At 51.1% G+C, this 26,481-nt stretch carries 24 protein-coding genes and 1 pseudogene; 13 read left to right on the top strand and 12 right to left on the bottom strand.

The annotated features are described in order from the left end of the window. The first annotated feature begins 78 nt into the window (after nucleotides 1-78). A complete protein-coding gene (locus tag ACO0K8_RS19285) occupies nucleotides 79-759 on the top strand; it encodes a putative metalloprotease CJM1_0395 family protein (protein ID WP_422948275.1) in 681 nt (226 codons plus the stop codon). A 59-nt stretch (nucleotides 760-818) separates the two neighbouring features. Here ACO0K8_RS19285 and ACO0K8_RS19280 read toward each other — a convergent pair whose 3' ends face one another. The 3 genes from ACO0K8_RS19280 to ACO0K8_RS19270 form a co-directional block, all read right to left on the bottom strand. Next, complete coding sequence (locus ACO0K8_RS19280) at nucleotides 819-3,014, bottom strand: PAS domain-containing sensor histidine kinase (RefSeq protein ID WP_422948274.1); 2,196 nt, start codon at nucleotides 3,012-3,014, stop codon at nucleotides 819-821. Nucleotides 3,015-3,391: 377 nt separating this feature from the next. After that, nucleotides 3,392-4,321, bottom strand: a complete 930-nt coding sequence (locus ACO0K8_RS19275; protein WP_422948273.1) for a LysR family transcriptional regulator — start codon at nucleotides 4,319-4,321, stop codon at nucleotides 3,392-3,394. Next, nucleotides 4,318-5,097 carry a class II glutamine amidotransferase gene (locus ACO0K8_RS19270; RefSeq protein ID WP_422948272.1) on the bottom strand — a complete coding sequence of 260 codons (780 nt, stop codon included), beginning with the start codon at nucleotides 5,095-5,097 and terminating at the stop codon, nucleotides 4,318-4,320. Before ACO0K8_RS19270 ends, ACO0K8_RS19275 begins: the two co-directional genes overlap by 4 nt. Nucleotides 5,098-5,216: 119 nt before the next feature. On the opposite strand from ACO0K8_RS19270, the gene ACO0K8_RS19265 reads away from it, so the two are divergent. Continuing rightward, complete coding sequence (locus ACO0K8_RS19265; RefSeq protein WP_422948271.1) at nucleotides 5,217-5,513, top strand: YciI family protein; 297 nt, start codon at nucleotides 5,217-5,219, stop codon at nucleotides 5,511-5,513. Nucleotides 5,514-5,567: 54 nt separating this feature from the next. Here ACO0K8_RS19265 and ACO0K8_RS19260 read toward each other — a convergent pair whose 3' ends face one another. Beyond that, nucleotides 5,568-6,620 (bottom strand): porin, encoded by a 1,053-nt coding sequence (locus ACO0K8_RS19260; protein ID WP_422948270.1) that lies wholly within the window; start codon nucleotides 6,618-6,620, stop codon nucleotides 5,568-5,570. A gap of 432 nt (nucleotides 6,621-7,052) precedes the next feature. Beyond that, a complete protein-coding gene (locus tag ACO0K8_RS19255) occupies nucleotides 7,053-7,466 on the bottom strand; it encodes a hypothetical protein (protein ID WP_422948269.1) in 414 nt (137 codons plus the stop codon). Nucleotides 7,467-8,286: 820 nt separating this feature from the next. On the opposite strand from ACO0K8_RS19255, the gene ACO0K8_RS19250 reads away from it, so the two are divergent. From ACO0K8_RS19250 to ACO0K8_RS19235, 4 genes and pseudogenes are all read left to right on the top strand, one after another. After that, entirely contained in the window at nucleotides 8,287-8,985 is a 699-nt protein-coding gene (locus tag ACO0K8_RS19250) for a DUF3334 family protein (RefSeq protein WP_422948268.1), read from the top strand. 337 nt (nucleotides 8,986-9,322) lie between these two features. Further along, nucleotides 9,323-10,399, top strand: a complete 1,077-nt coding sequence (locus ACO0K8_RS19245; protein ID WP_422948267.1) for a type IV toxin-antitoxin system AbiEi family antitoxin — start codon at nucleotides 9,323-9,325, stop codon at nucleotides 10,397-10,399. Then, entirely contained in the window at nucleotides 10,386-10,544 is a 159-nt protein-coding gene (locus ACO0K8_RS19240) for a hypothetical protein (RefSeq protein WP_422948266.1), read from the top strand. Before ACO0K8_RS19245 ends, ACO0K8_RS19240 begins: the two co-directional genes overlap by 14 nt. A 12-nt stretch (nucleotides 10,545-10,556) precedes the next feature. Then, nucleotides 10,557-11,249 (top strand): annotated as a pseudogene (locus tag ACO0K8_RS19235) (nucleotidyl transferase AbiEii/AbiGii toxin family protein); the annotation flags it as partial. A gap of 93 nt (nucleotides 11,250-11,342) precedes the next feature. Here the strand turns inward: ACO0K8_RS19235 and ACO0K8_RS19230 are convergent. Next, a complete protein-coding gene (locus ACO0K8_RS19230) occupies nucleotides 11,343-13,325 on the bottom strand; it encodes a DUF2075 domain-containing protein (protein ID WP_422948265.1) in 1,983 nt (660 codons plus the stop codon). Then, nucleotides 13,326-13,547: a helix-turn-helix domain-containing protein gene (locus ACO0K8_RS19225; protein WP_422948264.1), complete on the bottom strand. Its 222-nt coding sequence runs from the start codon at nucleotides 13,545-13,547 to the stop codon at nucleotides 13,326-13,328. It lies immediately after the preceding gene. Between the two features lie 707 nt (nucleotides 13,548-14,254). On the opposite strand from ACO0K8_RS19225, the gene ACO0K8_RS19220 reads away from it, so the two are divergent. Continuing rightward, nucleotides 14,255-15,616, top strand: coding sequence for an energy transducer TonB (locus ACO0K8_RS19220; RefSeq protein WP_422948263.1), 1,362 nt, complete (start codon nucleotides 14,255-14,257; stop codon nucleotides 15,614-15,616). Between the two features lie 243 nt (nucleotides 15,617-15,859). Here the strand turns inward: ACO0K8_RS19220 and speD are convergent, their stop codons facing one another. The 5 genes from speD to ACO0K8_RS19195 form a co-directional block, all read right to left on the bottom strand. After that, nucleotides 15,860-16,243, bottom strand: a complete 384-nt coding sequence (speD, locus tag ACO0K8_RS19215) for an adenosylmethionine decarboxylase (protein ID WP_422948262.1) — start codon at nucleotides 16,241-16,243, stop codon at nucleotides 15,860-15,862. After that, nucleotides 16,240-16,419 (bottom strand): hypothetical protein, encoded by a 180-nt coding sequence (locus tag ACO0K8_RS19210; protein ID WP_422948261.1) that lies wholly within the window; start codon nucleotides 16,417-16,419, stop codon nucleotides 16,240-16,242. The genes speD and ACO0K8_RS19210 overlap by 4 nt, the downstream gene beginning before the upstream one ends. Before the next feature lie 9 nt (nucleotides 16,420-16,428). After that, nucleotides 16,429-17,916 carry a DUF4178 domain-containing protein gene (locus ACO0K8_RS19205; protein WP_422948260.1) on the bottom strand — a complete coding sequence of 496 codons (1,488 nt, stop codon included), beginning with the start codon at nucleotides 17,914-17,916 and terminating at the stop codon, nucleotides 16,429-16,431. A 12-nt stretch (nucleotides 17,917-17,928) separates the two neighbouring features. Beyond that, complete coding sequence (locus ACO0K8_RS19200) at nucleotides 17,929-19,002, bottom strand: SPFH domain-containing protein (protein ID WP_422948259.1); 1,074 nt, start codon at nucleotides 19,000-19,002, stop codon at nucleotides 17,929-17,931. A gap of 81 nt (nucleotides 19,003-19,083) precedes the next feature. Beyond that, nucleotides 19,084-19,470 carry a DUF350 domain-containing protein gene (locus ACO0K8_RS19195; RefSeq protein WP_422948258.1) on the bottom strand — a complete coding sequence of 129 codons (387 nt, stop codon included), beginning with the start codon at nucleotides 19,468-19,470 and terminating at the stop codon, nucleotides 19,084-19,086. An 88-nt stretch (nucleotides 19,471-19,558) separates the two neighbouring features. On the opposite strand from ACO0K8_RS19195, the gene ACO0K8_RS19190 reads away from it, so the two are divergent. From ACO0K8_RS19190 to ACO0K8_RS19165, 6 genes are all read left to right on the top strand, one after another. After that, complete coding sequence (locus ACO0K8_RS19190; protein ID WP_422948257.1) at nucleotides 19,559-21,070, top strand: polyamine aminopropyltransferase; 1,512 nt, start codon at nucleotides 19,559-19,561, stop codon at nucleotides 21,068-21,070. Nucleotides 21,071-21,083: 13 nt separating this feature from the next. Continuing rightward, a complete protein-coding gene (locus ACO0K8_RS19185) occupies nucleotides 21,084-22,703 on the top strand; it encodes an NAD(P)-binding protein (RefSeq protein ID WP_422948256.1) in 1,620 nt (539 codons plus the stop codon). Between the two features lie 288 nt (nucleotides 22,704-22,991). After that, a complete protein-coding gene (locus ACO0K8_RS19180) occupies nucleotides 22,992-23,372 on the top strand; it encodes a tautomerase family protein (RefSeq protein WP_422948255.1) in 381 nt (126 codons plus the stop codon). A 161-nt stretch (nucleotides 23,373-23,533) separates the two neighbouring features. Beyond that, nucleotides 23,534-23,863 (top strand): DMT family transporter, encoded by a 330-nt coding sequence (locus ACO0K8_RS19175; RefSeq protein ID WP_422948254.1) that lies wholly within the window; start codon nucleotides 23,534-23,536, stop codon nucleotides 23,861-23,863. A gap of 214 nt (nucleotides 23,864-24,077) precedes the next feature. After that, nucleotides 24,078-25,673 (top strand): oleate hydratase, encoded by a 1,596-nt coding sequence (locus ACO0K8_RS19170; RefSeq protein ID WP_422948253.1) that lies wholly within the window; start codon nucleotides 24,078-24,080, stop codon nucleotides 25,671-25,673. Between the two features lie 177 nt (nucleotides 25,674-25,850). Then, on the top strand, nucleotides 25,851-26,480 hold the full coding sequence (locus ACO0K8_RS19165) for a class I SAM-dependent methyltransferase (protein WP_422948252.1): 630 nt from the start codon (nucleotides 25,851-25,853) through the stop codon (nucleotides 26,478-26,480). Nucleotide 26,481: the final 1 nt, after the last annotated feature.

The raw sequence follows: 26,481 nt of genomic DNA, 5'->3' as shown, positions 1-26,481 counted from the left end.
GCTTAAATAATTAGCACTTTATTTCAGACCAATTAACGACTACTATGAAATTATCTCTATCTAGTTGTGGTGTGTCTGATGAGCAGTATTGTTTCTGGTGCAGGTATCGGGTCTAGTACTGGTGTGATGGATGCCAGGCAGACTGGGCTTGCCCTGATTAATGCCTTAGGGAAACCATCGGTCGATACCACAGGCAATAAAACCGCTAAAGCTGACAGCAGCGCGCTGCCGGCTAGCAGTTCAAAAACACCAGACCCGCCAAACGCTTCAACCGCGCCCGCCAAGAGTGCCAGTTCTACGGTGCAACTGAGTGACGAAGCCAAGGCCACCGTGCAGCGCTTACAGGCGCGCGACCGGCAGGTACGTGCGCATGAGCAGGCGCATCTGGCGGCCAGTGGCGGCTTGGCCACTACCGGTGCTTCATACACCTATCAAAAAGGTCCGGACGGGGCGCGTTACGCGGTCGGTGGCGAAGTGAGTATCGATGTCTCGCCTGGTCGCACCCCTCAAGAAACTATCGCTCGTGCCATCACCATCCGCGCCGCCGCCCTGGCTCCGGTCGATCCCTCCGGCCCGGATCGTGCGGTCGCCGCACAGGCCAGCCAGATGGAACAAAAAGCCCGCAGTGCACTGGCAGCGCAGCCGCAAGGGCAGGCGGCCACTCAGTCGCAACATACGCCGGCTAAAGCCGCAGCTGCCTACGCCGCGGTCTCTGATAGTGGCAATGGTGACGCCTCGCACATTAATAGCTATGCCTAAGGTCTGGCGTAGTTTTTCCGGTCAAACTTTTGCTTGAAAATCCGACCTAATCGGTAAACTTACGCCTCTGTCTCTTGCTTCGATGGTAGTGAAAACCAAAATACCGTCTTCAAATTTTCTTCCGATTCGAAATTGATTTCTCCGCCCATTTTTTCTATCAAAATTTTAGTAATGTGCAGCCCCAGTCCTGTGCCCTCCAGTTGCCGGGTGTCGGTGCCATCGGCTTGCGCAAATTTACCAAAAATACGTTGACGGAAACTCTCAGGTATTCCGCGTCCGTGATCTTCCACTTCTACCCTAATCTGCTGATCTACGACGTTAATGCGTAGCTCTACCCTACCCTGAGCATGCGAAAATTTTGCCGCATTTGACAATAAATTGGCAAACACCTGCATCAGCCTGTCGCTGTCTGCCATCACATAAGCGTATTCAGGATGCTGCGTTAAAACATATTCAACCTGTAGCGCTTGTGCATAACTGGCATTGGCCTCCAGCGCCGACTTTGCCAGCGCTACCAGATCTAGGCTTTGTAGATTCATGGCTAATTTTTCAGACGCCAGTTTTTCCATATCCAGAATATCGTTGACCAGGCTCGCCAGGCGCAGGCTGTTTTTATGCGCAATTTCTACCAATTGCAGCGCTTTGGGTGGCAGTACGCCGCCTATCCCGGCTTCTAGCAAACCTAGCGACCCGCGTATTGAAGTCAACGGGGTGCGCAGCTCGTGGCTGACCATAGAGATAAATTCGGATTGAATCTGATCTATCTGTTTTTGCTTGCGCAGATCGACCACGAAAGCTACCCATAGATGTGGTGCACCTTCTAGTTGCGCCAAGCCCAATGTGACCGGTATCGGGCTGCCGTCTTGCGCAATCATTTGGGTTTCAAACGGTGCGCTGGTGCTGTGTTGTGCCAACTCTTCGCGCGATTTTTTAAAGCTGAGCGCACCGGCGATCGATATTAAATCGAACCAGTTGAGTTTGCCTTGCGTGAGCGCCTCACGCGGATAGCCCAACATTTCTAGTAAGACTTGATTGGCTTCTTGTAATTGGCCCGAGGCATCGCCTTGAACGATGCCGATCAAGCTCGAATTCATTAATTTGCGCAATCTCGCTTCATTGAGTAATAAGGCGTCGTAAGCCAGTCTGACTTGTTGTTCTAGTTCATGCTGCTTGGCCCGCGCCATGGCCTGTTCAGTGATGTCGGAAATAAAGCCATGCCAGAGTATGCTGCCGTCGGCCAGCCGTTCTGGTTGCGCCTGACCTAAACGCCAACGCAGGCCCTGGCGCGGCAAAATCACGCGGTATTCTTGCACCCAGGCTTGCATGCTGCTGGCCGACGCGTCGATCGCGGCACGGACTGCCTCCTTGTCGTCCGGATGTATGCGGCTAAAGACTATCTCTGCGTTTTCGCGTACTTGCTCCGGGCTCACCTCGTAGATATCTTGTATGCCCAGAGTGGCGAAAGGGAAAGCGGCCCGGCCATCGGCAAACATTTGAAATTGATAGATAGTGCCAGGCACCTGTGCCGCCATCTTGGTAATCAAGGCATGATTGCTCTGCAAAGCTTGCTCGGCCTGTTTTTGCTGCCGGATATAGCGTTCTGTACACATCAGCACGAAGCCAAAAGTGATCAGTACCGCGGTCACATAAAAACACAAATACGAGACATCATTAATCAGGCTTAGCCCAAGCTGTTGCTGCTGTACATCTTGAAACCAGAATAGGTAATACATAGTGCGTAGCGCCAGAAACGCACCGCAGAAAGTAAAAATACCCGCAGTAAAACGATGGCTGGCGGCAGGTGCCGTGTAGTTGCGGTCGCCCGACGTCAGTAATAGATAAGCGCTAGTGAGCATCAAGATCGCAGCTCCCAGCGAGTTGACCGCGATGCGCGCGCCCAAGCTGGCCTGGTACAGGCTGAAATAGAGTAATAAGAGTGCTTGCATCAGCACGATCAGATAGGGCCAAATCGACCCTACCGGGCGGCCCGTGAAACTGCCGATAATGCGCAGATACAAGGCCAGTGACAACATCACCGAGCAATTGCCGACGAGTATAGAAACCAGCTCGGGAAGCACCCCGTGCAAGGCACCAAAGATAGTCCAGCCCAGGGCTTGTAGTAGCGTTGCCCAGGCCCAGCGATTGAGCTCAGGGATCGCCCCTAAATAGCCGCGCGTTACCGCGAACAGACCGCCACTCATGAGAAAAGTGCCGATGATGGTAATCAGGATGAGGGTGCGTGGATCAAGATTCATCGCAAAGATCTCAGACAGGGGAACAAAAAACTCACAGACCTGGCAACGGACTAGGCGGCCAGGGAGAAATTTTAATTTTGTTATTTGATAGCTACGCCTTCTCTTCGCAAACCTTAGCACTAAGCTCGGTAGCGAGCTAGTCATTTTATACCTGACACTAACGCAAACCGCCCCAGCGTTGTGGTACGCGCCTTCTCGTAAAAAAAATTGTCAGTGGCGCTGTGCCAGGCCGGAAGCGTTTTGCCCAAGTCCTGATGGCTAGGTTTTTTTAAGTACCCCCGCCAGTGCGCATATTCCATGCGGGTTCCCAGCCTGCATGGCCTGCGAGCCGCATGGAATATGCGCGCTGGGCCTGCTTACTTTTTAAGCTCGCTAGATTAAACCGCGACCACCGCGCTGGCCGCTTCTGCCACGATGCGGCGTAACCACTGCACTTCGGCTGCGGCATGGACCCGCTCATGCCAGAGCATGAAGAACTGCATCTTCGGTATCGCCAGCGGTACCGGCAGTACTGCGATCGGCCAGTCTTTGGCGCATTGCAGGGCAAAGCTGCGGCTAGTGGTAAAGATCAGATCGGTCTTGGCAAGGATCTGCGGCACCATGCCAAAATACGGGATGGTCATGTGTATCTTGCGTTTTAAACCGAGTGCCGTAAGCGCATTGTCGATGATGTTGCGATGTCCCAAGGTATACGGGGACGGTGCCAGATGTTCCATCTCTACGTAGTGTTTCAGCGACAAACCATGCTTCACCACCGGATGATTTTGATGAATCATGCAGACTACTTCATCCTCAAATAATTGGGTCAGATGTAGATGTGCAGGTAGATCCGGCCAGTTGCCGATCACGCAATCGAGCGTACCGTTTTCTAGTGCTGCCACATAATCAAAACCGGCATTCAAGGCATGGATCACCAGGCTGGCATGCGGCGCCTGAGTGCGAATTTTTTCTATGATCGAGGGAATCAGCAAGACGCTCAGATAATCCGGCGCACCCAGATTAAACACCCTTTGCGTGCTGGCGGGCACAAACAGCGGTGGCGGATTGGCGATGCTATCGATAATCTGCAAACCCTGCTTCGCCAGCACTAATAATTCTTCGCCGCGCAGCGTCACGGTCATGCCGTTTTTACCGCGCACCAAGATCGCATCTCCGGTAATCTCGCGCAGGCGTTTGAGGGTGTTGCTGACGGCCGGTTGCGATTGCCCAAGTTTGATGGCGGCGCGCGTTACGCTGCGCTCGTTCAGCAAGGTCAGCAGAACACGTAGCAGATGGGTGTCGAGCTGATCTTGTTTGAGCTTAGTCATGCGGCCTCCGCGGCCAGCACATCGCCATCGACAAAGACCTTAAATTCGCCGGACCCAAATGGCGTCCAATGTTCATTGCAGGTCAGTGGCGCGGTCGCGATCAGCGCCACTTTATCTTGCGGCGTGGTGACCGCCGCAAAATCGATCGCGATATCTTCATCGGATAAAGTGGCTTCGCAAAATGGATACTGGCGCACGATATAGTGCAAATTGGTCGAGCAATGGACAAACAGCGCCTCGCCGTTCGAGAGCGTCATATTGAAGGTGCCGTAGGCGGCAATCTCGCTACAAATCTGGCGCAGGAAGCGGCTAATCTCGGCCATTGGTGGCATCAGATCGCCAAAGTGTTTGCGCATCTCTTGCATCACATAACAAAAGGCCCATTCGCTGTCAGTGCTGCCTACCGTATGGAATGCACCATCTAGCACAGGCGCGAAATTTTTCAGGTCGCCATTGTGGGCAAATACCCAGTAAACACCCCAGCATTCGCGCACAAAAGGATGGCAGTTTTCCAGGCTGACCACGCCCTGAGTCGCCTTACGGATATGCGCAATCACATTTTTCGATTTAATCGGATAACTCTTGATCAGCCCCGCAATCGGCGAATCGACCGCGGCCTGATGATCGACAAAATGGCGCACACCCTTGCCCTCAAAAAACGCAATGCCCCAACCATCTTTATGCTCGTCGGTATTGCCGCCACGCAGCGCAAAGCCGGTAAAGCTGAACATGATGTCGGTCGGAGTATTGCAATTCATTGCGAGTAACTGGCACATGTCAGGAGCAGGAAAAAAGAGGATGCATTAGCTTAGCACAGACAGACAAGCGCTCAGGCTTGCGCTATCCTATCTAAGCATTTTTTTGAACACTTAATTTAATTATGTAGAGGATAGTCATGCTGTTCGTCGTACGTTTCACCGACCTGCCAGGACAGGGCGCAATCAGAGCCGAATTTTTGCAGCAGCACATAGATTGGCTAGCCGAACGGCAAGCGCAGATCAAGGTAGCTGGGTCTTTACGCCATGAGTTGGGCGAAACTCCGGTCGGCGCGCTGTGGATCGTTGAGGCTGACAGCAAAACCGCAGTCGAGGCGGCATTCCAAAGTGATCCGTTCTGGCAGCAAGGATTGCGCCAGAGTGTGGAGATTTACCATTGGTCGAAAGCCTTGCCCGAGGTGATCGCACAAGTCTAAAAAAGGCCAGTCCCTGCGATTTGCAGTGGGCTGGCCTTTTTTCAAAAACGTAGCTTAGAAGCGGTGTTGCATACCCACCGTGAAGGAGTTTTGGCTAGTGCCAAAAGCCGCATCATCGCGTGACACGCCAACGATCTTGTCATTGCGACCCTTGGCATAAGCGCCGGCAACATAGATGTCGGTACGCTTGGATAAAGCGTATTTGGCGCGCGCGACGAACATACTAGGATCGGCATCTGCTGCCGCTGCCAGGTTCTTGATATCCTGGTAGTAGTAAGCGCCAGTCAGTGTCCACACCGGGCTGAGTTTAAAGTCGACGCCGCCCCAGAATAAATCACTGCGCAAATCAGCTGCACCGCTAGCCAGAGTCTTTTTGTAATTGCGATACGCTGCATACAATTTAACGCTGTCGAGTTGATAGTTGGCCGCGGCGTGAATAGTCTTGGCTTTATCCATGGCACCGGTTGCAGTCGCCACACCGTTGACCTGATCAAACGCCAGTGTCGCGGCAAACGGGCCAGCCATAAACGCCGCAGCCAAAGCCAGCTTCGCGCTAGACGAGCTATCGCCTGCCACTTCACCCAGGCCATAGGTAGCACCGAGTTTAAAGCTGGTGCTGTCGAACTGGTATTTCAACATATTTGAAGTGCCAGTCAGCATGCCGTCTTTACGTGAACCTGTAGCGCCGGCCGAAGTCGCCCACGAATACTGAGGCGCATAACCCATAGGGTCGAAAGGCAAAATGAAATCATACGTCGTGCTATACGAACGACCAGCGATCAACTTACCGAACTCGCCTTGCAGACCGACATTGGCTTGACGGCCAAACATATCGCCGTCAGAAGCGCCGGTATCGAGCAAGATACCGCTTTCCAGTTGCATTACTGCCTTCAGGCCATTGCCCAGATCTTCCGTGCCACGGAAGCCTAGACGTGAGGTATTCATGCCGCCGCTATTGAGTTTGAATTGGCCATCTTTGGCCGCATTCGCGTTGTTGTTGTAGGTCAGATTGGCATCGATCAAACCATAAATAGTCACATTCGATTGCGCATGCGCCAGGCTGGCAATCATGCTCAGCGCCGCAGCGCAGATCAGGCTTTTTTTCATTTTTTTGAGTCTCCAAAAGTAGTAAAGATAGTGCTGTGCTAATTGGCCAGGCGAGACGCCTTGAGCTCACCTTTTTGAGATACAAAAAAATGTGGCAAAGCGTAGGGCTCGCTATGATCAAGCGTGCACCCCCTACCAATCTGCCGCTATGGTAGGCAAAACTAGCTTTCAGTTAGCTGTCGTTACGGGTTTTGCCCAGGCCTGTGTAGGCGATGCGCAACACAAGGCAGCGCCACTGCGCATATTCCATGCGCTTCTTCGGGCAGGCAGGGCTGCAAGCCGCACCGGATATGCGTTGTGGCTGAGTGCTTTTTTTTGGGGGGGATTGCTGCGAGATGAGCGGCCGGTGCTAGACCGGCCGCTTTCAGTTTTTTTCTTGGCAAATAGGCCTGATCGAAAAAAAGCTGGACGAGACGCGAACTCAGCTTAAAACTACATGCACTTCAGATTTTCGATCACGGCTTTACTGATCAGCTCATTTTTGTCGCGTGCGATTTGTTTGAATGAAGATTTAAATTTAGCTCTATCTCCCGCTTTATAGGCTTTTGCCATCGCGGTACTGTTGCCTAGTGAGGAGCCGTTTGCGCTGTAGTAGCGCACGTCCATAGTCAGAAATAAGTTACAGGATTTTTTATAGGTCACATAACCGTTTAAGTCGAATCTGTCGTCCAGACTTGCTTGCAACTTTAACTCTTCCAGGGTCGCTTCTTTAGCCACTTCCGGGCTGACCTCAATTTTCATTTCTTGAAAACCGTTTCTCACCGAGGTGCGGAGATCATTCACGCTGTCTCGGACTGCGCATCCAAACAAGAAACAAATAGGTAATAAAACCAATGCTTTTTTCATTCCATTTTCCCTTAAAAAATAAGCTTTTTTGATTTTTAGCCACGCTCTGGCTAGCTCTTGGCTAGCAGGTGAAGCGCATCTATTTGTCTAGAGTTACTTCACAAGCATGCAATTTACAAAGAAATTAATCCGAGTAAAGTTTATTTTATCGCAATAAAATTGGGATATCAATACGGCAATTGTAACTTGAGTAACAAATACCTAGCGCTGCCGGAAAATTCAATCGTGGCAGTGCCAGCGCGCATATCCCATGCGGCTCCCCGGCTTGCCTGGTCTGCAGCCCGCATCGGATATGCGTGCTGGGCCTGTCTGTTTTTGTATAGCCTTGGATTTTGGAGATTAAAATTGCAAGCAATGACGCCACGCAGTTATCGCCCGCATCCACAATGCTGGATGGGTGCGCCCAATGAAAAATCTCGGTTTAAACAACATCACACCTGGCGGTGCGGGCTTAGTGCCCACAAATTGTGCGGAAAACGTGAAACTGCTGGACGCCACGCGTCCCATTGCATATTCTTTCACTATTCCCATGGACAGGCATCCGGGCACGCTAAGGGCGGTTCCGCTTCCCGTCCCCGGTAAATTGCCAAGCACAGGAGAACGCCATAGCTAGCAAAGCCTTACCCGCAGCGAGCGACGCGCTGAAACAAAGTTTGTTGGTACAGTTCCAGGTGCCCAAGCTGTGCAGCAAAATCATGCTAATACGCGTGGCGCTGGACGATCCACCTGCACAGGGCTAAGCTAGTGTGCACTGCCCCTATAAGAACTTTAGATACCTAGATCCCAATGATTTTTCAAGAAATATTTTCAGGAGTTGGTCATGAGCAATAAAGAAAACGGTGTCGTGTACGGAACAGAAGATGTCTTGACCAGTTTATGCAATTCAGTCACGCGGGTCTTGAACGTGGCGACCCAAACCAAAATCCATTATTCAGGCATGGTGCAACGTATTACCAAGACTGGCTTAAAGCCAGATATCGGCTGCTTCGTCTTGTTTGATGGCGGCTTTTCTGGTTTGGTGGTGCTCAATTTTGCCGGCGACGCAGCGCTAGAAATCTATGAAAAATACATGCTCAGCATGGGCATGCCTAAGTCTGAACTGGCTACCACCTTCACCTCGGATGAAGTCTCGAATATCTTGGGCGAACTGATGAACCAGATCGTCGGCGATTTTACCGGTAAGGTGCGGCGCGAGCTGCAAACCAATATCACCCAGAACCAACCAAAAATGCTGGTACTGACCAAGCAAGTCATGCTCAGCGTCGATACCCCGCTCGATCGCCCGGAAATGCGGCGCGTCTCCTTCTTCACGGAGGCGAATAATATTTTTTATCTGGAACTGGCGATAGACCGTACCGAGTTCATCAAACTGCACGATTTTGATTCCAGCGAAATCATCGATCCCGATGCCTTTATGGACATGCAACAAGCAAATCAAGGCAATGCAGCCAAACCCGCAAGCCCGGCACCTGCCGCCGACAACGACAGCGACGAACTATTGCGCTCTCTGGGCATGTAATCGCCAGCGTGCTTAGGTGGCTAGGCGAATAGACGGGGGCAGCATCGATGAACATTAAATCGATGCTGCCTTTTTAATTGCTGGTAAGAGCGCTCGCGGCAGTTAGCCCATGCCACCCCATAGAAAATAAAAAAGCAGCAAGCCCAGCGCGCATATCCCATGCGACCCGCAGGCCAGACTGGCCGCTAAGCCGCATGGAATATGCGCGCTGGCGGCATGGTGTTCTAAAATTCATGTACCGTGAACATGATTTAGCTTGAACAAAACCGAAATTGTTCGTAATATTCAGATGTTCACGTTACGTGAACATAAAAATTATCCGAACACTAGGTGCGCTATGTCTGACGATCAAACTTTTCACACACTACAAGCCGAACTAATTGCTACGGCACTTTCTGCCCTGAAAAAAAATACTGGAGTGACAGCGCAAGCGGCTGCCCTTGAAGAGACGAATAATTCCAGTCACCGCATCGATGCCGCCATCACTCTACAAACCGCAGGGCAGAGTTTTGACTATCAGGTGAAATGTAAATCGGTGGTGGATAGAAAATCAACGCTCGCTCACATCAAAGCACAGCTTGAAGCGATTGCCTCGCCAGGCTTGTTGATTAGCTCTTATCTCAGCGCAGAAATGGCTGAACATTGCCGCAGCATCGCTCTGGAATTTATCGATACCGTTGGCAACGCCTATTTGAGTCGCCCTGGCCTACATGTCTTCGTCAAGGGCCAAACTGGTAGCAATGCACAATTCAACACACGCGCTGAGCGCGGGTCGAATAATCCAACGGCAATGCGTATGATCTTCACCTTACTTTGCCAACCGGAGGCTGTCACCGCCTCGTATCGAGAGATCGCAGCGCAAGCTGGCATAGCCCTTGGCACGGTCGGCACGAACTTTCTTGATCTGAGCAAACGTGGATTTTTAATCTATGCCGGACAAAAAAGTGCGCGCCGGCTGCTAGAGCCCTCGCAGTTACGCAGTGAATGGGTAATTAACTATCCAATTATCCTGCGGCCAAAACTAAAGGCGAGACAGTTTCGTGCACCAGATCCAGATTGGTGGAAGGCGCTGAAGCCAGATGGCGTCGATATGGCGTGGGGTGGAGAAGTGGCGGCGCAAAAACTGATAAATGACCTTAAGCCTGCCACCCAAACCCTGTATCTCGCGAAAGAACAGATGGCAGCAGGTGTGCACGATCTGGTCAAGCAGCATAGACTCAGACCAGACCCGGAAGGGCCGATACAGATACTGGAAAAATTCTGGCAATTTGCACCTTTAGCGACCTCAGAAACGCCGCCCGGTATCGCACCACCACTGTTAGTGTATGCCGATCTGCTCGCATCACGCGACCCACGCAATGCAGAAGTAGCGAAGATGATTAAGGAAAAATATCTCAATCATGCTCAAAATTAATCCGGCACGACCGCTAGATCCCATCGCCCTGACGATACTGCAAGCAGTCAAGCGTGCGACGCAAGAAACTAACATTGCCACGATGATCGTGGGCGCTATTGCGCGCGATATTCTGCTGACGCATGTTTATGGTTTGCCCGTCTAACGCGCTACCAGGGATGTTGATTTTGCCATCGCATTGAAAGACTGGGCGCAGTTCGATTATCTTAAGGCCACACTCGCGAGTATCGATGGTTTTTACCTATCTGAGAAACAGCAACATCGGCTACATTACGGAAAAAAATCGAACGAACACGAAAATGGCTACCCCTTTGATCTGCTGCCTTTCGGCGGAGTAGCGCAAGCAGACCAAACCATTGCATGGCCGCTAGATATGGCAGTGATGATGAATGTAACTGGCTATCAAGAAGTCTTTGCAGCCAGTGAAGAAGTCGAAGTCGCAACAGGCCAGACCGTACACGTGGCCAGCTTAGCGGGCTTAATCATCTTGAAAATATTTGCGTGGATGGATAGAGGTCGCGAGAACGCTAAAGATGCCAAAGACATCTATCAGATCATGCTTAACTATGCGCAAGCCGGACATATTGACCGATTGTATGATGAGGGCATGGATCTGCTAGCCGCTGTCGGGTATGACCCCGACATTGCCGGAGTCCGCCTGTTGGGCTACGACGTGGCACGACTCGCAAAACCAGAGACCATGACAAAACTGCGCAACATCTTGAACGATGCCACTCTTACCGAGCAATTAGAAATCAATATGCTAGGCATCTCTACCGACCAAGCCCTTGATTTGCAAAAAATCAGGCAAACCCTGACAAATTTCAGGATAGGCATGGCGCTGCCGTAAGGCGTCATAAATAGGGGCAATAGATATAACCGATTGAGACCTACAAGCCAATATCCTGCCAAGCACCGCATGGCGATTGCGTCTTTAATTTCTTTATCCCAGAACCTCAAGCCCACAACTCAACAAATACTCAAAAGTCCCATCCAAGTATTCCGGCAAGCGCGACGCATCTTCTGCATCACCTTGCGGTACAAAGATCACCATGCCTTGGCGAGCTCTAGTCAGCAGCACGCGGTAGGCGTTTTCTAGGTAGCGCTGTTGTTCTTCTTGCTGTCTGCGTTTCCAGCTGGTGCCAGTGAATTTCCAGTGTTCGAATTGGCCGTCTTGCGTGCCATCCGTTTTGTGGTAACGGTAGTCGGCGTCCCAGCCTAACAGGCACCAATCTAGTTCTAGGCCTTGAATATCAAATTCAGTGGCGACGTCCTCTAAAAAATGGCAAGAGCGTATGTCGTCCTGCGGATTGAGAAACCAGTCGGCGGCGGATAATCTATTTTTTACGAAGATGCCTTCAGGTTTCAGACGTATTGCGCCGGATGAGGCGATCATGCCCTTGGTTTCATTGGCGCGTGCTTGCTGCTTGATCCATGCTTTGGCGGTGGCTAGATTGCGCGTGATCTTGATCGGGAATTTATGTTTGAATTCTTGGTAGCACGCCCGCGCTTTTATCGGTTGATTGTGAATCAGGTAGTGCACCATGTGCGAGAGTTTTTCTGCTCTGAATGATCGCATCGCTGTGGCCAGATGCAGGCTAGCTAGTTGCTTTGCGTGTGCGATGGCGCCGAAATTGACATTGCGACCAGCGTATTCAATCTGCGTAAGTTTGTCTGAGTAATGCACATCCCAACCGGCAAACTGCGTTGCCAGCGCATCGACCCAGCCTTGCAGACCGGCCTCGCCGGTGTTGATCTCTTGCCCGCCGCCGATCAGCGCGACGATCACGCACCAGTCGGTATGCCTATCCATCACGCTGATTAGGAATTCGGGTTCGGATTGATTAAAGCCTTTTTGCCCGCGCTTTTGGTTCATAAATTTAGCGGTATTCTCTAGATCCCAAGCGCGTTGCGCCTCATCAAAAATGACGACACGTTCTGGCGGCGCTTTGTTTAGATCCTTTAATGATTCATCTCTGAATTTATGAATGTTTTGTATTTTGGCTTCGGCGCTTCTTAGCTGATGCGCTTTGGTGCTGCCGGGGTCTCGCTGTACGCTATCGCGCGCCAGCGCTTCGGTTAGTACTTCTACCAAGGGACCATTGCCAGACAAGAATACCGCGTGTTCGTCATCATCCAGATGGGTGCTAGAGGTGGCAATATTTAAGCCGACCAAAGTTTTACCGGCACCGGGTACCCCCGTAACAAAGCAGATAGTCTTGCGCCGATTGATACGAGCGGCGTGCACGATGTCTTGTATCGCTTGCGATGTCAGATGCAGGTTTTGCGCACCCGCGTCGCTGCGGGCGATGTCGGCCACGTTATGATTTGAATATAAGGCCTGCGCTGCTTCTATGATGGTTGGCGTAGGTTTGTAGGCAGATTGCTGCCAAGCTTGATAGTTGATCGCCTGCGGTGCTGGGATGTGACTCACGCAGTAAGTAATTAGCGCCAACAAGTTACCGGCATTGGCGCACAGTGGCGCATACACATGCTCAAGCTGCGCTGGCAGACAGAATACTTTGGCAGCAGCTTCAGTCGCGAGCAGAAGTGGCACGATGGTTTTGTCGTGGCTACCTTCATGAAAGTGATGTAGGTCGATGGCGTAGCCATGCGCTTGCCGAAGATCTTGCGGCGTGGCGTGTTTGGCTCCGACTTTAAATTCGATCACAAAAATAATGTCGTGAACAATCAAGACCACATCGGCGCGTCTACCCATACGTGGAATTTGCACTTCAAACAAAATGTGACCAGCATTAAGCGTTTTTAATGCGCTCTGCAGAATATCGATCTGGCTGGCCCACGCACCGGTTTGCAAGTGTTCTAAGTTTTGGGAGTGATGCTGAGTAATTTGGCCAATGATGGCGTCGGGCGATGCAGTGAGAAAGTCAGCGATGGTGGCTGCGTAGTAGGCGCGCTTTGACATTTATTGATCACCAGCAGTGAACAACTCTGCGGGCGGCACACCAAGCGCTTGAGCAATGCGCAAGATATTGGTCAGGCTGACATTGCGCACACCGCGTTCTATACCACTGATGTAGGTGCGATCTAATTCTGCAATCAAGCCCAGTTGTTCCTGACTCAGTCCACGTTCTAGACGTAGCTTTTTGAGATGAAGTCCAAACTCTTGCAATTGTGGATTAATCATGTGCCCGCCCAAGTATTTTTGTTGGGCAAAGCATGCGTCGATGTGACTTATAGGTCTACGGACTATCAGTCACAACTTAATTTTTATTTAACGATTTGTGGTAGGAGAAAAAAATTATAAACACCGCTCCGCCCCCGCGCATATTTCATGCGTCTTCTCAAGGCATATGGCTGCAAAGCCGCATGGGATATGCGTGAGCGGCTAGGTGCTTTTAAAAAACATCGCCGCTTCGGTATGCGAAATAGCGGCTATCTGCGCGGGCCAGATCATGCGATGCTTCATGTTTAGACGATTTTGGCGCGTGTCCCTATCTTAAAAAATTGCCCTTATAATTCTGACGACCAGCAGGTCATCTCGCTAGTTCTAAGTATTGATGTCAATTTCCTGCACATAAATTTTTGATGAGTGATGACAGTCATCTACGGAACACAGGAAGTCAAATGTTCAATTCAATATGGCTACATCAAACTTACTTTACTTGAAAATAAGCATGGCCCTGATGGCCTAGCCATGGCTGACAAGTGCGGGTTAGTTTAGAGGCTATTAAATAATAAATTCAGTCCGCCATTAAAAGTGACGAAGCACAAAAATAAAGCTTAGAAAACTTAAGAAAATTTTTCTAATTTTCCGCTCACTAGTGTCATATATTCGCAATAACAATATGCTTGAAGATACAATGCGAAACCTTGATCTCTCCTGAGTATTTTATGAAATATTTGCTTCTTCTGATTCTAACGCTACTAAGACTGACGTCCGCAAAAGCTGATGAACAGAATTCATTTTCTATTGGAGAATCTGATTGTCGTGTCATGAATTCTAGCCCACGTCAAAATGAGCGGATTACATGGAGTGGGGCATGCAAGGATGGCTATGCCGATGGTAACGGTGTCCTGCAGTGGTACATTGGCGACGTTGCCAGCTCGCGTTTTGAAGGTCGGTTAGAACATGGGCGTCCGCATGGTGTTGGCACCTACATTTACGAGAATAATTCACGTTACGAAGGTGGATTTTTCGCGGGGAAAAAGAAGGGTCAAGGAATTATGACTAACCCGAACGGTGACACGATTTCCGGTTTATTCGAAAACGAAATTCCTGTTGGTGTTTTCGATATTAGGTTTAAAAATGGGGCCTCATATTCCGGTGAAATTAATAGTAATCGTCAATTCGAAGGTAAAGGGAAACTTATCTACAATGATGGTGCTTCCTACATAGGTGATTTTAAAGACGGCAAACGTAACGGCCAAGGGGAAATGACCTATAACGATGGTGCGCGCTATGTTGGTAGCTTTAAAAATGGTCAGCGCAGTGGCCTTGGACTCTTGAAATATTCAGACGGCGCCAAATACACTGGGGCGCAATACGAGGGTGAATTTAAGCTGGACTTAAAGGAAGGACGTGGCATTTTCGTAGATACGGTTGGCACGCGCTATGAAGGTGAATGGAAAGCGGGTTATTACGACGGCGTGGGAAGCATCATTTATGCGCAGGGAGGACGTTATGATGGCCAATGGAAAGCGGGCAAGTACGATGGGAAAGGGATCGTCGTTTATCCTGGAGGACGACGTGTCGAAGGCGAGTTCAAAAATGGTGCACCACTGGGATTGCCAATTGAGAAAGTACGGGCCGACAAACAGTATAGTATGAATGTGCGTGATATAAATACGGGCCGGCTGGAGTTTGACAGAGTCGTTGGTAGCGACGTTCCGTTTGATAAATCTTATGAGCAGCTTACGGCGGACGAGAGGGGCACGGTCAAGTCAAAATATCCATTGATGGACGAAGGCGACGAGCCGCCCTACCCGTTGAATGGAACGCAAAATATCTATAAGTGGCTCACAAATGCTGAGGATAAACTTCATATCGATGGCCGTCTGACTTTGCACGTTTACGTCGGTAGTGATGGCAATGCTGAGTCCGTGACAATTTTTGGCTCTCCTAGTCCGGAGATGACCAAGGTAGCGTCGATTATCGTGATGAACGAGAAGTACAAACCGGGCAAATGTGAAGGCACACCTTGTGCAATGATTTTTCCGTTTTCCATAAAATTTTCTGCAAATCGAAATAAGTAACAGCGCCTACGCTAAGGATTAAAAATCGAAGCGGAAGAAAACACGTCTTATCTGTAAGCTTGCTAGAAAAAGCGTAGCGCCTTCTGGTTAGGGCTTTATTTATTGAAAGGCAGCGCGCTTTTGCTAGCTAGGGTTTTTCCAAACTTATTTCAAAACGGCATGTCAGACACGCATATTCCATGCGGCTTGCAGGCCAATATAGGCTGGGAAGGCGCATGGAATATGCGCGCTGGGCTAGTGCCTTTAAACTTTGCTTTGGCCGCGTTGGATGCGGTTTAGTTCGCAGTGGCTCGCTTGCAGAGTCTGTTTGATGTGTTGTAGTGCGTGTTCGGCTTGCGCCTGACCGCAGATGAAAATATCCAGCGCGGCATAGCCGTGTTCTGGCCAGGTGTGGATAGTGATATGCGATTCGGCCAGCAAGACCACGCCGGTGATGCCTTGCCCGGCATCGAAGCTATGGAAGTGGCTAAACAGGATGTGGGCACCGGCTGCTAAGGCAGCGGCGCGTAGCAAGGCCTCTAGCTTAAGGCCGTCGCGCAATTTGTCAGGCGCGATGCCATATAAATCAGCAATTAAATGTTGGCCGCTAGGACGATAGCTAGCCTCAGTCACGGGTGCAGAGATCACTTGTGGCCACCACCGCCACCGCTGCCACTACCCCAGGAGCCGCCGCTACTACCTGAACTGGAGCTCCAGCTACTGCCACTGCCGGCGTTGCGGCTAGAGAACAGGAATCTACTCCAGCTCACGCCAGAAGTGAGTAGCGTCACTAGCATCGCGTAGATAAAAAATTTAGTTTTCATAGGTATTCTTCATTCGTCGCCCTTGCCGGCTGGCCCTAAAAATTTTGCCGGGTAATAAATCGCCGCTACTCCTAGCCCAACCACCCACCAGTTACTCTCAAAATCGCTTAGCAAGGGGATTGCATTGAACAGCAATAGCCAAAAAATAAACTGCGGCGAGAGGGTAGCAATAGTTTCCTCGGCGTTTGCGAATTTTCCGGCTTTGTCGGCCTTGATGTTGTCGCCAAACCAGGCGCGGATCTGGTCGGCCGCCACCGGGGTGGATAATGACCAGGTGATTTCATCTGCGCTGATTTCGGCGGCCAGCTTTCTTATTCCATTTCCAAACTCTATCGCCTTGAGGCTGTCGCCCACCACTACCCGCCAATTGAAGGCTCCGGCGGCGTAGATCACTTTGGCCTGGTATTCATAGAGTTTTCCATAGCTCTTATTCGCTAGTGTGGCGCTCTCGCCGTGATACCAGAGCGGCCAGTCGGCCAGTACCTGGGATTTAGCCCAGCCTTGATTGGTTTCTATCAGCCACAAGAAGCCAGCGCGGGCACTGTACAACAGGTATTCGGTCCAGACGGTATTCTCATCGTCTTTGCGCTTCATCAGGCCTATGATCTGGTAGCTGTTGGCGCTAATCGTCGCCTTGGCACCGAGTTCTAGCGTGGTGTTGAGTTTGCTCATGCGGTCGGCGCTGGCCAGCACTTGCGCCACAGTGCCGCTGGAGTCTAGCTGCGAGTGGCAGCGTGAACAAATCACATTGGCGGTGAGGCCGGGTAGATAGTCCATATTGCTGCCGCAGGCGGGGCAATTGAGGCTAGTAATCTTGCCGCGAAATTTTCCGGCAGACGCCTTAATCACATCCTCATCGCGCAATAACTGGAATTTTAGTTCGCTTAGCGTGACTGCTTTGCCGATATACAGCGCCGGCTGATCCACCTTACTGTCATCGCTAGCTTGGACTACATCGGAATAATCTAGCGTCAAAAAATTGCTGCCATGGCGAAAGTCTGCCAGCTTGGCTTGCCAGCCCGGCCCGACTTTAAACGGCAGCTCGCCCTGGCCACCTATGCAATCGGCGATCCGCACTTCTGCTGCCAGATAGGATAAGCCGGCGATCTCGTAAGTTTGCGCCACCACGATGTCGGCAAAGGCCGGCAGCTTGTTGCTAGCGGTTTTTTCTGTGGTGAGTGTGTACTGGCCAGATGAATCACCTAGCCAGGCGGCGCTGCCATCTTCAAACAGCAGATACCATTCGTTCCACATGCCGGCCGCATAGCGCAGCTGGATGCGGCCTATGACATCAAAGGCACGCCCGCCGAATACGCCGGAACTGCCTATCTGCAGCGGCGAATAGTCTTCCAGCACAGCCGACATCTTGCCGAAATCCTTGACGCTGTCGGCATCTTTTAAGACCGTGGTTTTGCAGTATTCGCAGACCGCCATGACGGAGGCGTGCGAACGGAAAACGACTGCTGCACCACAGCCGGGACAAGAAACAGTTTGCATGGATGGTGCGATCTAGCCTATCAATTTTTTGAGCATTTCGGCTTTGGCACTATCGTAGTCGGCAGCGCTAATGAGGCCTTTATCGAGCAAGCCTTTGAGCTTAGCCAGGCGCGCTTCTATGTCTAGTTCGGCTGAGGGGGCAGCTGCACTTGCTGCTGTAGCCACTACCGCAGCGGTAGCCAAGGGTGCCACTGCTGCAGGCTGAGCATGCATGGCCTCGCTCAAGCCTTGCGTCATGACCTGACCAAAACCTACCCCAGCGGATAAACCTGCACCGAGACCGGCCAGGCCACCTTCGTTCTGCGCCGCTAGAGGAATTGAGCTTGCCACCTGAAACTTGGTAAAGCCAGCCATCTTGTCGGCACCCAAGCCACCCTTCATACCCGCCGAGATACGCTCATCTAAGGCTGCTTGCAATTCTTCCGGCAAGCTGACGCTGGCGACATTAAATTCATCTAGACCCAGACCGTATTTGCCAAAGGCAGTCGCCAGTTCACCTTTAATTTGCTGCGCCATCAAAGTTTGATTGGCCGCCATATCGAGGAAGGAGACATTCGCGCCACCGAGAGAATTGGCCATGGTGGCGAGCGTGATACCGCGCAACTGATCTTCGACTTCATCGCGTGTGTAAGTATCGCGGGTGCCGCTGATTTCGGTAAAGAATTTTTTAGGGTCGTTGACGCGATACGAATACATGCCGAAGGCGCGCACTCTGATCATGTCGAAATCTTTATCGCGGATAGTGACCGGCTGCACGGTGCCCCATTTACGCCCGGTCTGGATGCGGGTACTGAAAAAATACACATCCGATTTAAACGGGGAATCAAACAGCTTGTCCCAATTTTTAAGATTGGTCAGCACCGGCAGATTGTTGGTGGTGAGTTTATGATTACCTGGCCCAAAAACATCGGCTACGACACCTTCGTTGACGAAAATCGCCACTTGCGATTCGCGCACGGTCAACATGCCGCCGTTTTGTATCTCAAAATCTTGCATAGGAAAACGCCATGCCAGTACGCCTTCTGTGTCTTCATTCCATTGCAGTACGTCGACAAACTGCTTCTTGATAAATGAACCGATACTCATGATGGTCTCCGGAGAAAGTGGGGTGATGTTTGGTAAAAAAAATGCTGAATAAATACGCTAAAAATAGCTGTAAATATCTTCTTAGGAAATACAGGCGGCGTTGACCGCACCTATGGATAAAGAGACCGCGCCCAATAAACCGCCATAGGCAGTATTGCCGGATTCGATATGTTCTTTAGAATTGCGCAAGATCATGGTGGTGACGCCATACGCCAGCACTTGTACCAACAGCGCGCCAAAGGCCCAGGCCGCAAACTGCTGGTAATCGGCAGTGTGGATCAGGCTAGAGGCGATGGTTAAGGAGAAGCCAATCAGGCTGCCCGCCAGCGATAGCGAGGCGGCGTTATTTCCCTGACGTATTAACAGAAACTCGTCAAAAGGCGTGATGGCGGTGTACACCCACAAAAACAGTGCGATCAGGCCACTGGCTAAGGCTAGATGGAGTAGGTAATTGAGGATGGCAGGCACGGCGCTCTCGCTATAAAAATTCAGAAAACTGCGGAAAGAAAATTACCAATGTGGCATGAAGAAAGTATACTAGTCCAAAAGTGAGCCTATGAACAAAAAAATATTGATTCTTTCCGTCTTCGTGGTCGCCTCCTGCGGTTTAGCGTATGAGCTAATCGCCGGTGCCTTATCGAGCTATCTGCTGGGCGATTCTATCTTACAATTTTCTACCATCATAGGCTGCTATCTGTTTGCCATGGGGGTGGGCGCGCATTTTTCTAAATATGTCAAAGACCAAGACGTGTTGTCGCGCTTTGTCGATATCGAGCTGGCGGTAGGTTTGATCGGCGGCGTTTCCGCCGCTTTATTGTTTATGACCTTCACCTGGATGGCCGCACCGTTTCGCATTTTGCTTTACGTGCTGGTGTTCTTAATCGGTGCGCTGGTCGGGATGGAAGTGCCTTTAGTGATGCGTGCCCTGAACGCGCGCGATACGGCGTTTAATGAGCTGGTCAGCCGCGTACTTACCTTTGATTATCTGGGGGCGCTGGCGGTATCGCTGTTGTTTCCTCTGGTGCTGGCGCCATATCTGGGTTTGGCGCGCACCGGCTTTTTATTTGGCATGCTTAATGTGGCGGTGGCACTGTGGACTATTCACGTATTTAAGGCCGAACTGAAAAACATCACCGGCCGCTTTTTGCGCGCTGTCAGCGTCATGTGTTTTCTGGTGTTTGGTTTTATCATGTCGGATAGGCTGGTGGCTTGGGGTGAACACGGCTTGTTTGGCGACGAGATTGTATTTACCACCAGCACACCGTATCAGCGGCTGGTGATCACCCATTGGAAGGACGATCTGCGTCTGTATATCAATGGCAATCTGCAGTTTTCTTCACGCGACGAATATCGTTATCACGAGGCTCTGGTGCATCCGGTCATGCAGACCCTGCCGTGGGCGCGCTCTGTCCTGATACTCGGCGGTGGCGACGGTCTGGCCTTGCGTGAAGTGCTGCGCTATCCGAACGTCAAACAGGTGACGCTGGTCGATCTTGATCCTGCCATGACGACCGCATTTACCCAACGTCCGGAACTGGTAAAACTCAATCATGCTTCATTCAGTGACCCTAGGGTGACAGTGGTGAATGCCGATGCCGCGATCTGGCTGCAAAATACCCAGGACATGTTTGATGCCGCCATTGTGGATTTCCCCGATCCCTCTAGCTTCGCTTTAGGTAAGTTGTATTCGGTACCGTTTTACGGCATTTTAAAAAAACACCTGGCTGCCAGCGGCTTGATGGTGGTGCAGGCGACCTCACCTTTTTTTGCGCCGCACGCCTTTTGGACTATCGATGCTACCTTGCGCGAAGTCGGTATGCGCACTTATCCGTATCACGCCTATGTTCCCTCGTTTGGCGAATGGGGTTTTGTGCTGGCCTCGCCGCAACAGGCGTATACCCCGCCGACCGAATACCGTCTGCCTATGCGCTATCTGAACGCCGCAACCACGCGCGAAATGTTTAGCTTCCCGCCGGATATGCCGCGTCAGGAGATGCCGGCCAATCGCCTCAATACCCAGTCATTGGTTCATGAGTTTGAGCAGGATTGGCGTCAGGTGATACGCTGATGACGAGGTTCAGATGAAGCGCCGTTCTTTTCTGGTCTGGAGCGCTGCCAGTGGTGCGGCTGCGCTAGGCAGCGCTGCCGGATTTAGCCGCTGGCAAGAGATAGACAGCAGCGTGAACTTCCCCGGCCGCGAGCAAGGGCATTTTTTACGTAATAGCCTACGCGATCACCGCGCCCTGCCGCCCCCTTCAGAAATCATCAATACCGATGTGTTGATCTTGGGCTCAGGCATCGCCGGGCTGACCGCAGCATGGAAGCTGAACAAACTTGGGCAGCAAGATTTTTTGATGATCAAGGGGCCGCAACCGTATGGGAATGCGGCCGGTGGCCATTTTGGCGATCTGGCCTACCCGACTGGCGGCCATTATCTGCCGCTGCCTTCACCCGAGTCTGTGCACGTGCGCGAAATTTTGAGTGATCTGGGCATTATCCTGCGCAATCCCCTGAGCGAAAAACCTTACTACGATGAGCGCTACCTGTTGCACGGGCCAGAAGAGCGTTTGCTGATCCATGGTAAATGGCAGGATGGCTTTATCCCCACAGCAGGCGTGCCGCCGCAAGATCTGGTCGAGCATAAGCGCTTCTTTACCGAAGTCGAGCGGCTGCGCAATTTGCATGGCAGCGATGGCAAACGCGTGTTTGTGTTCCCGACTATGCACTCGTCTAGCGACCCCGAGTGGCAGGCGCTGGATCAGATCACGCTGAAAATCTGGCTAGAGCAAAACGGCTATCACGCACCCAGCCTGCACTGGTATCTGAATTATTGCTGTCGTGACGATTATGGTACGCGATACGACCAGGTCTCGGCCTGGGCCGGCTTGCACTACCACTGCAGCCGCTGGGGTCAGGCTGAGAACGCCGGCAACGGCGCCTGGCTGACATGGCCAGGTGGCATGCAACCAGTAGCAGAAGCAATGGATAAAGCGGCCGGGGGCGGTCGTAAAAACGGCACCGCCATTTCGCTAAAAACCACGCCACTTGGGGTGGAGGCGCTGTGCTTTGAACTGATCAATGGCGTCGCCACGACCTACACGGTGCGCGCCCGCAAAGCCATCTGCGCCATGCCGCTGTATGTGGCGGCACGCGTGGTCGACAACATCCAACAGTATGGCTTTGATCCTGCCCTGCATACGCCGGTCTATGCGCCGTGGATGGTGGCAAACTTCCTCATGAAAGCCTTCCCTAAGGAATTGCCGGAAGCGCCGCTGTCTTGGGATAACGTGGTGTATCAGGAACCGGGACTCGGTTACGTGGTCTCTACCCATCAGGACATACGGCAAACCCCGCCAGACAAAACCGTGTTCAGCGCCTACGTTGCGCTGTCCGACCGCAGCCCTGAGCAGGCGCGCAAATGGATGGAGACGGCCAGCCCCAAAGAATTACTAGCTCTGGCCAGCGCCGACCTGAAGACTGCCTACGGCTGGCGCTTTGCCGCTAACGTAGAGCGCGTCGACATCACTTTACGTGGTCACGCCATGGCAGCGCCGCGCCCTGGGTTTCGCAGCAATCCAGGTCTCAAAGCTTTACGGGAATTAGACGGCCCTATACTGTTCGCGCACGCCGACCTGTCCGGTTTTTCGGTCTTTGAAGAAGCGGCCTGGTGGGGTTATCGCGCTGCCAAATTGGCGGCATAATAGAAAATTATGAGCACAGGCCGGAGGCGCAATAGCTATGCGGGTTTCCAGCCAGTATGCCCGAAGAAGCGCATGGAATATGCGCGCTGGCAGGGGGGACTTATAAAAACCCTTTAATCGGGATGCAGCGCAAGGCGCAAACCGGAGTAATACGTCGGTATTGCGAGGATTTGCAACGCCGCGATGCGCGCGAGTATGGGGTTTTTAGAAGTTCCCAGGGACGATTTTTTGATGTAGAAGTAGATCTACCAGTTTAGTTTTTCTTTACAAACTTACAGGAGCCTCGTCATGCCACTCGTTACCATTACCGTTTGCAAGCCAAAATCTGCCGAATTTAAATCGCTCATCTTAGATACCGTGCATGTGGCTTTGCAGCATGTCGGCGTGCCGGCCACTGACAAGTTCCAGCGCGTGTTGGAATTAGATGCAGAAGATTTTCGTTTTGACACCGGCTATCCTGACGTCGCAGGAGCGCGCAACACAGATTTCGTCCTGATAGAAATACTCTGGTCGCTAGGCCGTAGCGTCAAGGTGAAAAAAGAATTTCTGTCATTTTTGATGCAAGAATTTAGCAAGAAAAATATACAGCCAGAAAATGTCATGCTGGTTTTCAAAGAAACCCAGTGGGAGAACTGGTCGTTTGCGGGCGGCCGACTACTGCATACCTGAACCACGTTAAGAAAGTCGACCGTGACAGTAAATTGGCCAACATGATGAAAGCTGATTCAACACCGCTACGGGATTTGGTATCGTGCATAGAGGCGGCTCAATAAGCACTAGATTTTTTGTTCACGGTTAAAATCTATCTCAGATCAACAAAAAGGATGCGTATGAACTGGCTAATACTTTCTCTCGCTATCGTTGCCGAAGTTATCGCGACTTCGGCGCTTAAGGCTTCCGAGGGTTTCACGCGCTTATTCCCCTCCTTATTGGTGGCGGTAGGTTATTCGATTTCCTTTTATTGCCTGTCGCTGACACTTAAAGTGATACCTGTGGGTGTCACTTACGCGATTTGGTCCGGGGTCGGGGTGGTGCTGGTTTCGCTGGCAGGCTGGTATCTGTATGGGCAAGCTTTGGATCTGGCCTCGATGATAGGCATCGCTCTGATTGTCAGCGGCGTGATGGTGCTTAATCTTTTTGGAAAAATGAGTGTGCACTGATTTTTCCAGGCATGAAGTTCTCGCCCTTTTTTGCTTTGTGCTGCAGGCTTTGCGCTAACGCAAAGTTGCTCCGTCTTTAGATTTTCCTGCGGGCTCAATTGATCCGGATCATTTAACTACTCTCGGTTTGCGTGAGAAGCTTAGTCAAACACATCGCGTCGCTAATGCAGCGACGAGATGCCTGGATCAATCGAGATATCTTGTAGAGAATGACATGACGAAGAATACAAAAACCGAATTAAAAGCTGAATGTAAAGCCTACTTATTAGGTGGTGGAATAGGCGCGATGGCAGCGGCTGCGTTTATGCTGCGTGACGGTCAAATGGCCGGTGAAAATATTTTTATACTGGAGGCCTCACCATTGATGGGTGGCAGCCTTGATGGTGCTGGCAATCCCGATACTGGCTACTCCTTACGTGGCGGGCGCATGCTCACCACCGATAACTATGAATGTACCTGGGATTTATTCAAGTCGATTCCATCGCTGACTCAGGATGGAAAATCAGTGTTTGATGAAACCCTGGAATTTAACGAAAAACATAAGGCCAATTCCATGGCGCGCCTGGTCGATAAACGTCGCGCTAAGGTGCCGGTAAGCTCTATGGGTTTTTCTATGCATGACAGGCTGGAATTACTGAAACTGAGCAACGCCGATGAGGCAAGCTTGGGTGCAAGTTGCATTACCGATCACCTGTCGCCTGAGTTTTTTGAAACAGAATTTTGGTATATGTGGGCCACTACCTTTGCCTTCCAACCTTGGCATAGTGCGGTTGAATTCAAACGCTATCTACACCGTTTTATGTTGGAGTTTTCGCGCATAGAAACTCTGGGTGGAGTGAAGCGTACTATCTTCAATCAATACGACTCTTTCGTACGTCCTTTGCATGCGTGGTTGCTGGCGCAGGGAGTGCAATTTCAGATGGATACCAAGGTCACCGATCTCGATCATAAAATAGAAAACGGTAAGTTTGTCGTGAGTGCCATCCATTGCTTGCAACAGGGTGTCGCTAAAACTATTGCAGTCAATCAAGACGATTTGGTATTTTTCCAAAATGGCTCTATGACCGATGCCTCCAGCATAGGGAGTATGCAAACTGCCCCTAAAAAATTGAGCAAAGTCGATAGTGGTGGCTGGACCTTGTGGGAAAAACTGGCAAAGGATCGCCCTGAGTTTGGTAATCCTGCAGCCTTCAATAGTAGCATTGCCGAATCTAATTGGGAGTCGTTCACTGTGACCTTGAAGAACCCGGCTTTCTTCGACAAGATGCAGCAATTTAGCGGTAATGAGCCTGGCACCGGCGGGCTGGTGACCTTCAAGGATTCTAACTGGTTGATGTCTATCGTGTTAGCACATCAACCGCATTTCGCAAATCAACCGGCCGATGTGCAAGTGTTCTGGGGTTACGCCTTGTTCCCTGATCGTATCGGTAATTTTGTCGCCAAACCGATGGCCGATTGCAGCGGTGAAGAAATTTTACTTGAACTTTGTGGACATCTGCGCTTCGATCTCGATATTGTGGAAGGGGCAAATTGTATCCCTTGCGCCATGCCGTATATCACTAGCATGTTCATGCCACGCCAGCATAGTGATCGCCCGTTGCCGGTCCCTGAGGGATCTAAAAATCTGGCCTTCATCAGCCAGTTTGTTGAGATCGCCGATGATGTCGTGTTTACGGTCGAATACTCGGTGCGCGCAGCACAGATGGCGGTGTATCAATTGCTCAATATTGATAGAGAAATCCCGCCGATTATTCCGCATGATAAATCACTGCGTACTCAGTTCGAGGCGATGATCAAAGCTTTGAAATAAGAGTAAGCGTGTTTTAAAATTAGTTCTGCGCCCCTTAGTGGGCGCTTTTTATTTTCTGCCAAGTTCTCTCCTTTGGCGGCGACAGTTTTTTTATATTTGTAATTCAAGCGAGAGACGCTCCTGAGTGTCAAACGTGATTATGCTATGCTGTCCCAGCGAAAACGACAGCATAAGAACATGACATTAAGCGAGCAAGAATTACGTGAATTAAGCGCCCGTACCCTGGCGCACTACGATCAGAACGCCGAAGATTTTTTTGTCGGGACGCGTGAACATGATGTGCGTCAGAATATCAGCGCCTTGTTGACGCAGATTCAGGCTACGGCCCCATTGCGTATTCTCGATGTCGGTTGCGGCCCCGGGCGTGATCTAAAAACTTTCACAGAGTTGGGACATGTCGCGGTTGGTCTGGAAGGCAGTGCGCGCTTTGCAGAGATGGCGCGTTCGTATAGCGGTTGCGAAGTCTTGCATCAGGATTTTTTACAACTGAAGCTGCCGGAGAATCATTTTGACGGGATGTTTGCGAATGCTTCTTTGTTCCACATTCCCAGTCAATCGCTGCCAAAAATTTTAAGGCAATTGCATGCCAGCCTGAAACCTGCAGGCGTTCTATTTAGCTCCAATCCACGTGGGAATAATCAGGAAGGCTGGAATCGTGAGCGTTATGGCGTCTATTATGATTTGGCAACCTGGCGTGAATATATGCACACCGCTGGTTTTATCGAATTGGGGCATTACTACCGGCCGCCAGGCCTGCCACTAGAACAGCAAGCTTGGCTGGCGAGTGTCTGGCGCAAACCGGCTTAAA

Source organism: Undibacterium sp. Ren11W (assembly GCF_049340485.1).
Classification (GTDB): Bacteria; Pseudomonadota; Gammaproteobacteria; order Burkholderiales; family Burkholderiaceae_D; genus Undibacterium.
This window is presented reverse-complemented; position numbering and strand designations above follow the sequence as displayed.

Coding starts and splice junctions, on each gene's coding strand:
- ACO0K8_RS19285 (WP_422948275.1), top strand. CDS start 79: ATGAGCAGTATTGTTTCTGGTGCAGGTATCGGGTCTAGTACTGGTGTG.
- ACO0K8_RS19280 (WP_422948274.1), bottom strand. CDS start 3,014: ATGAATCTTGATCCACGCACCCTCATCCTGATTACCATCATCGGCACT.
- ACO0K8_RS19275 (WP_422948273.1), bottom strand. CDS start 4,321: ATGACTAAGCTCAAACAAGATCAGCTCGACACCCATCTGCTACGTGTT.
- ACO0K8_RS19270 (WP_422948272.1), bottom strand. CDS start 5,097: ATGTGCCAGTTACTCGCAATGAATTGCAATACTCCGACCGACATCATG.
- ACO0K8_RS19265 (WP_422948271.1), top strand. CDS start 5,217: ATGCTGTTCGTCGTACGTTTCACCGACCTGCCAGGACAGGGCGCAATC.
- ACO0K8_RS19260 (WP_422948270.1), bottom strand. CDS start 6,620: ATGAAAAAAAGCCTGATCTGCGCTGCGGCGCTGAGCATGATTGCCAGC.
- ACO0K8_RS19255 (WP_422948269.1), bottom strand. CDS start 7,466: ATGAAAAAAGCATTGGTTTTATTACCTATTTGTTTCTTGTTTGGATGC.
- ACO0K8_RS19250 (WP_422948268.1), top strand. CDS start 8,287: ATGAGCAATAAAGAAAACGGTGTCGTGTACGGAACAGAAGATGTCTTG.
- ACO0K8_RS19245 (WP_422948267.1), top strand. CDS start 9,323: ATGTCTGACGATCAAACTTTTCACACACTACAAGCCGAACTAATTGCT.
- ACO0K8_RS19240 (WP_422948266.1), top strand. CDS start 10,386: ATGCTCAAAATTAATCCGGCACGACCGCTAGATCCCATCGCCCTGACG.
- ACO0K8_RS19230 (WP_422948265.1), bottom strand. CDS start 13,325: ATGTCAAAGCGCGCCTACTACGCAGCCACCATCGCTGACTTTCTCACT.
- ACO0K8_RS19225 (WP_422948264.1), bottom strand. CDS start 13,547: ATGATTAATCCACAATTGCAAGAGTTTGGACTTCATCTCAAAAAGCTA.
- ACO0K8_RS19220 (WP_422948263.1), top strand. CDS start 14,255: ATGAAATATTTGCTTCTTCTGATTCTAACGCTACTAAGACTGACGTCC.
- ACO0K8_RS19210 (WP_422948261.1), bottom strand. CDS start 16,419: ATGAAAACTAAATTTTTTATCTACGCGATGCTAGTGACGCTACTCACT.
- ACO0K8_RS19205 (WP_422948260.1), bottom strand. CDS start 17,916: ATGCAAACTGTTTCTTGTCCCGGCTGTGGTGCAGCAGTCGTTTTCCGT.
- ACO0K8_RS19200 (WP_422948259.1), bottom strand. CDS start 19,002: ATGAGTATCGGTTCATTTATCAAGAAGCAGTTTGTCGACGTACTGCAA.
- ACO0K8_RS19190 (WP_422948257.1), top strand. CDS start 19,559: ATGAACAAAAAAATATTGATTCTTTCCGTCTTCGTGGTCGCCTCCTGC.
- ACO0K8_RS19185 (WP_422948256.1), top strand. CDS start 21,084: ATGAAGCGCCGTTCTTTTCTGGTCTGGAGCGCTGCCAGTGGTGCGGCT.
- ACO0K8_RS19180 (WP_422948255.1), top strand. CDS start 22,992: ATGCCACTCGTTACCATTACCGTTTGCAAGCCAAAATCTGCCGAATTT.
- ACO0K8_RS19175 (WP_422948254.1), top strand. CDS start 23,534: ATGAACTGGCTAATACTTTCTCTCGCTATCGTTGCCGAAGTTATCGCG.
- ACO0K8_RS19170 (WP_422948253.1), top strand. CDS start 24,078: ATGACGAAGAATACAAAAACCGAATTAAAAGCTGAATGTAAAGCCTAC.
- ACO0K8_RS19165 (WP_422948252.1), top strand. CDS start 25,851: ATGACATTAAGCGAGCAAGAATTACGTGAATTAAGCGCCCGTACCCTG.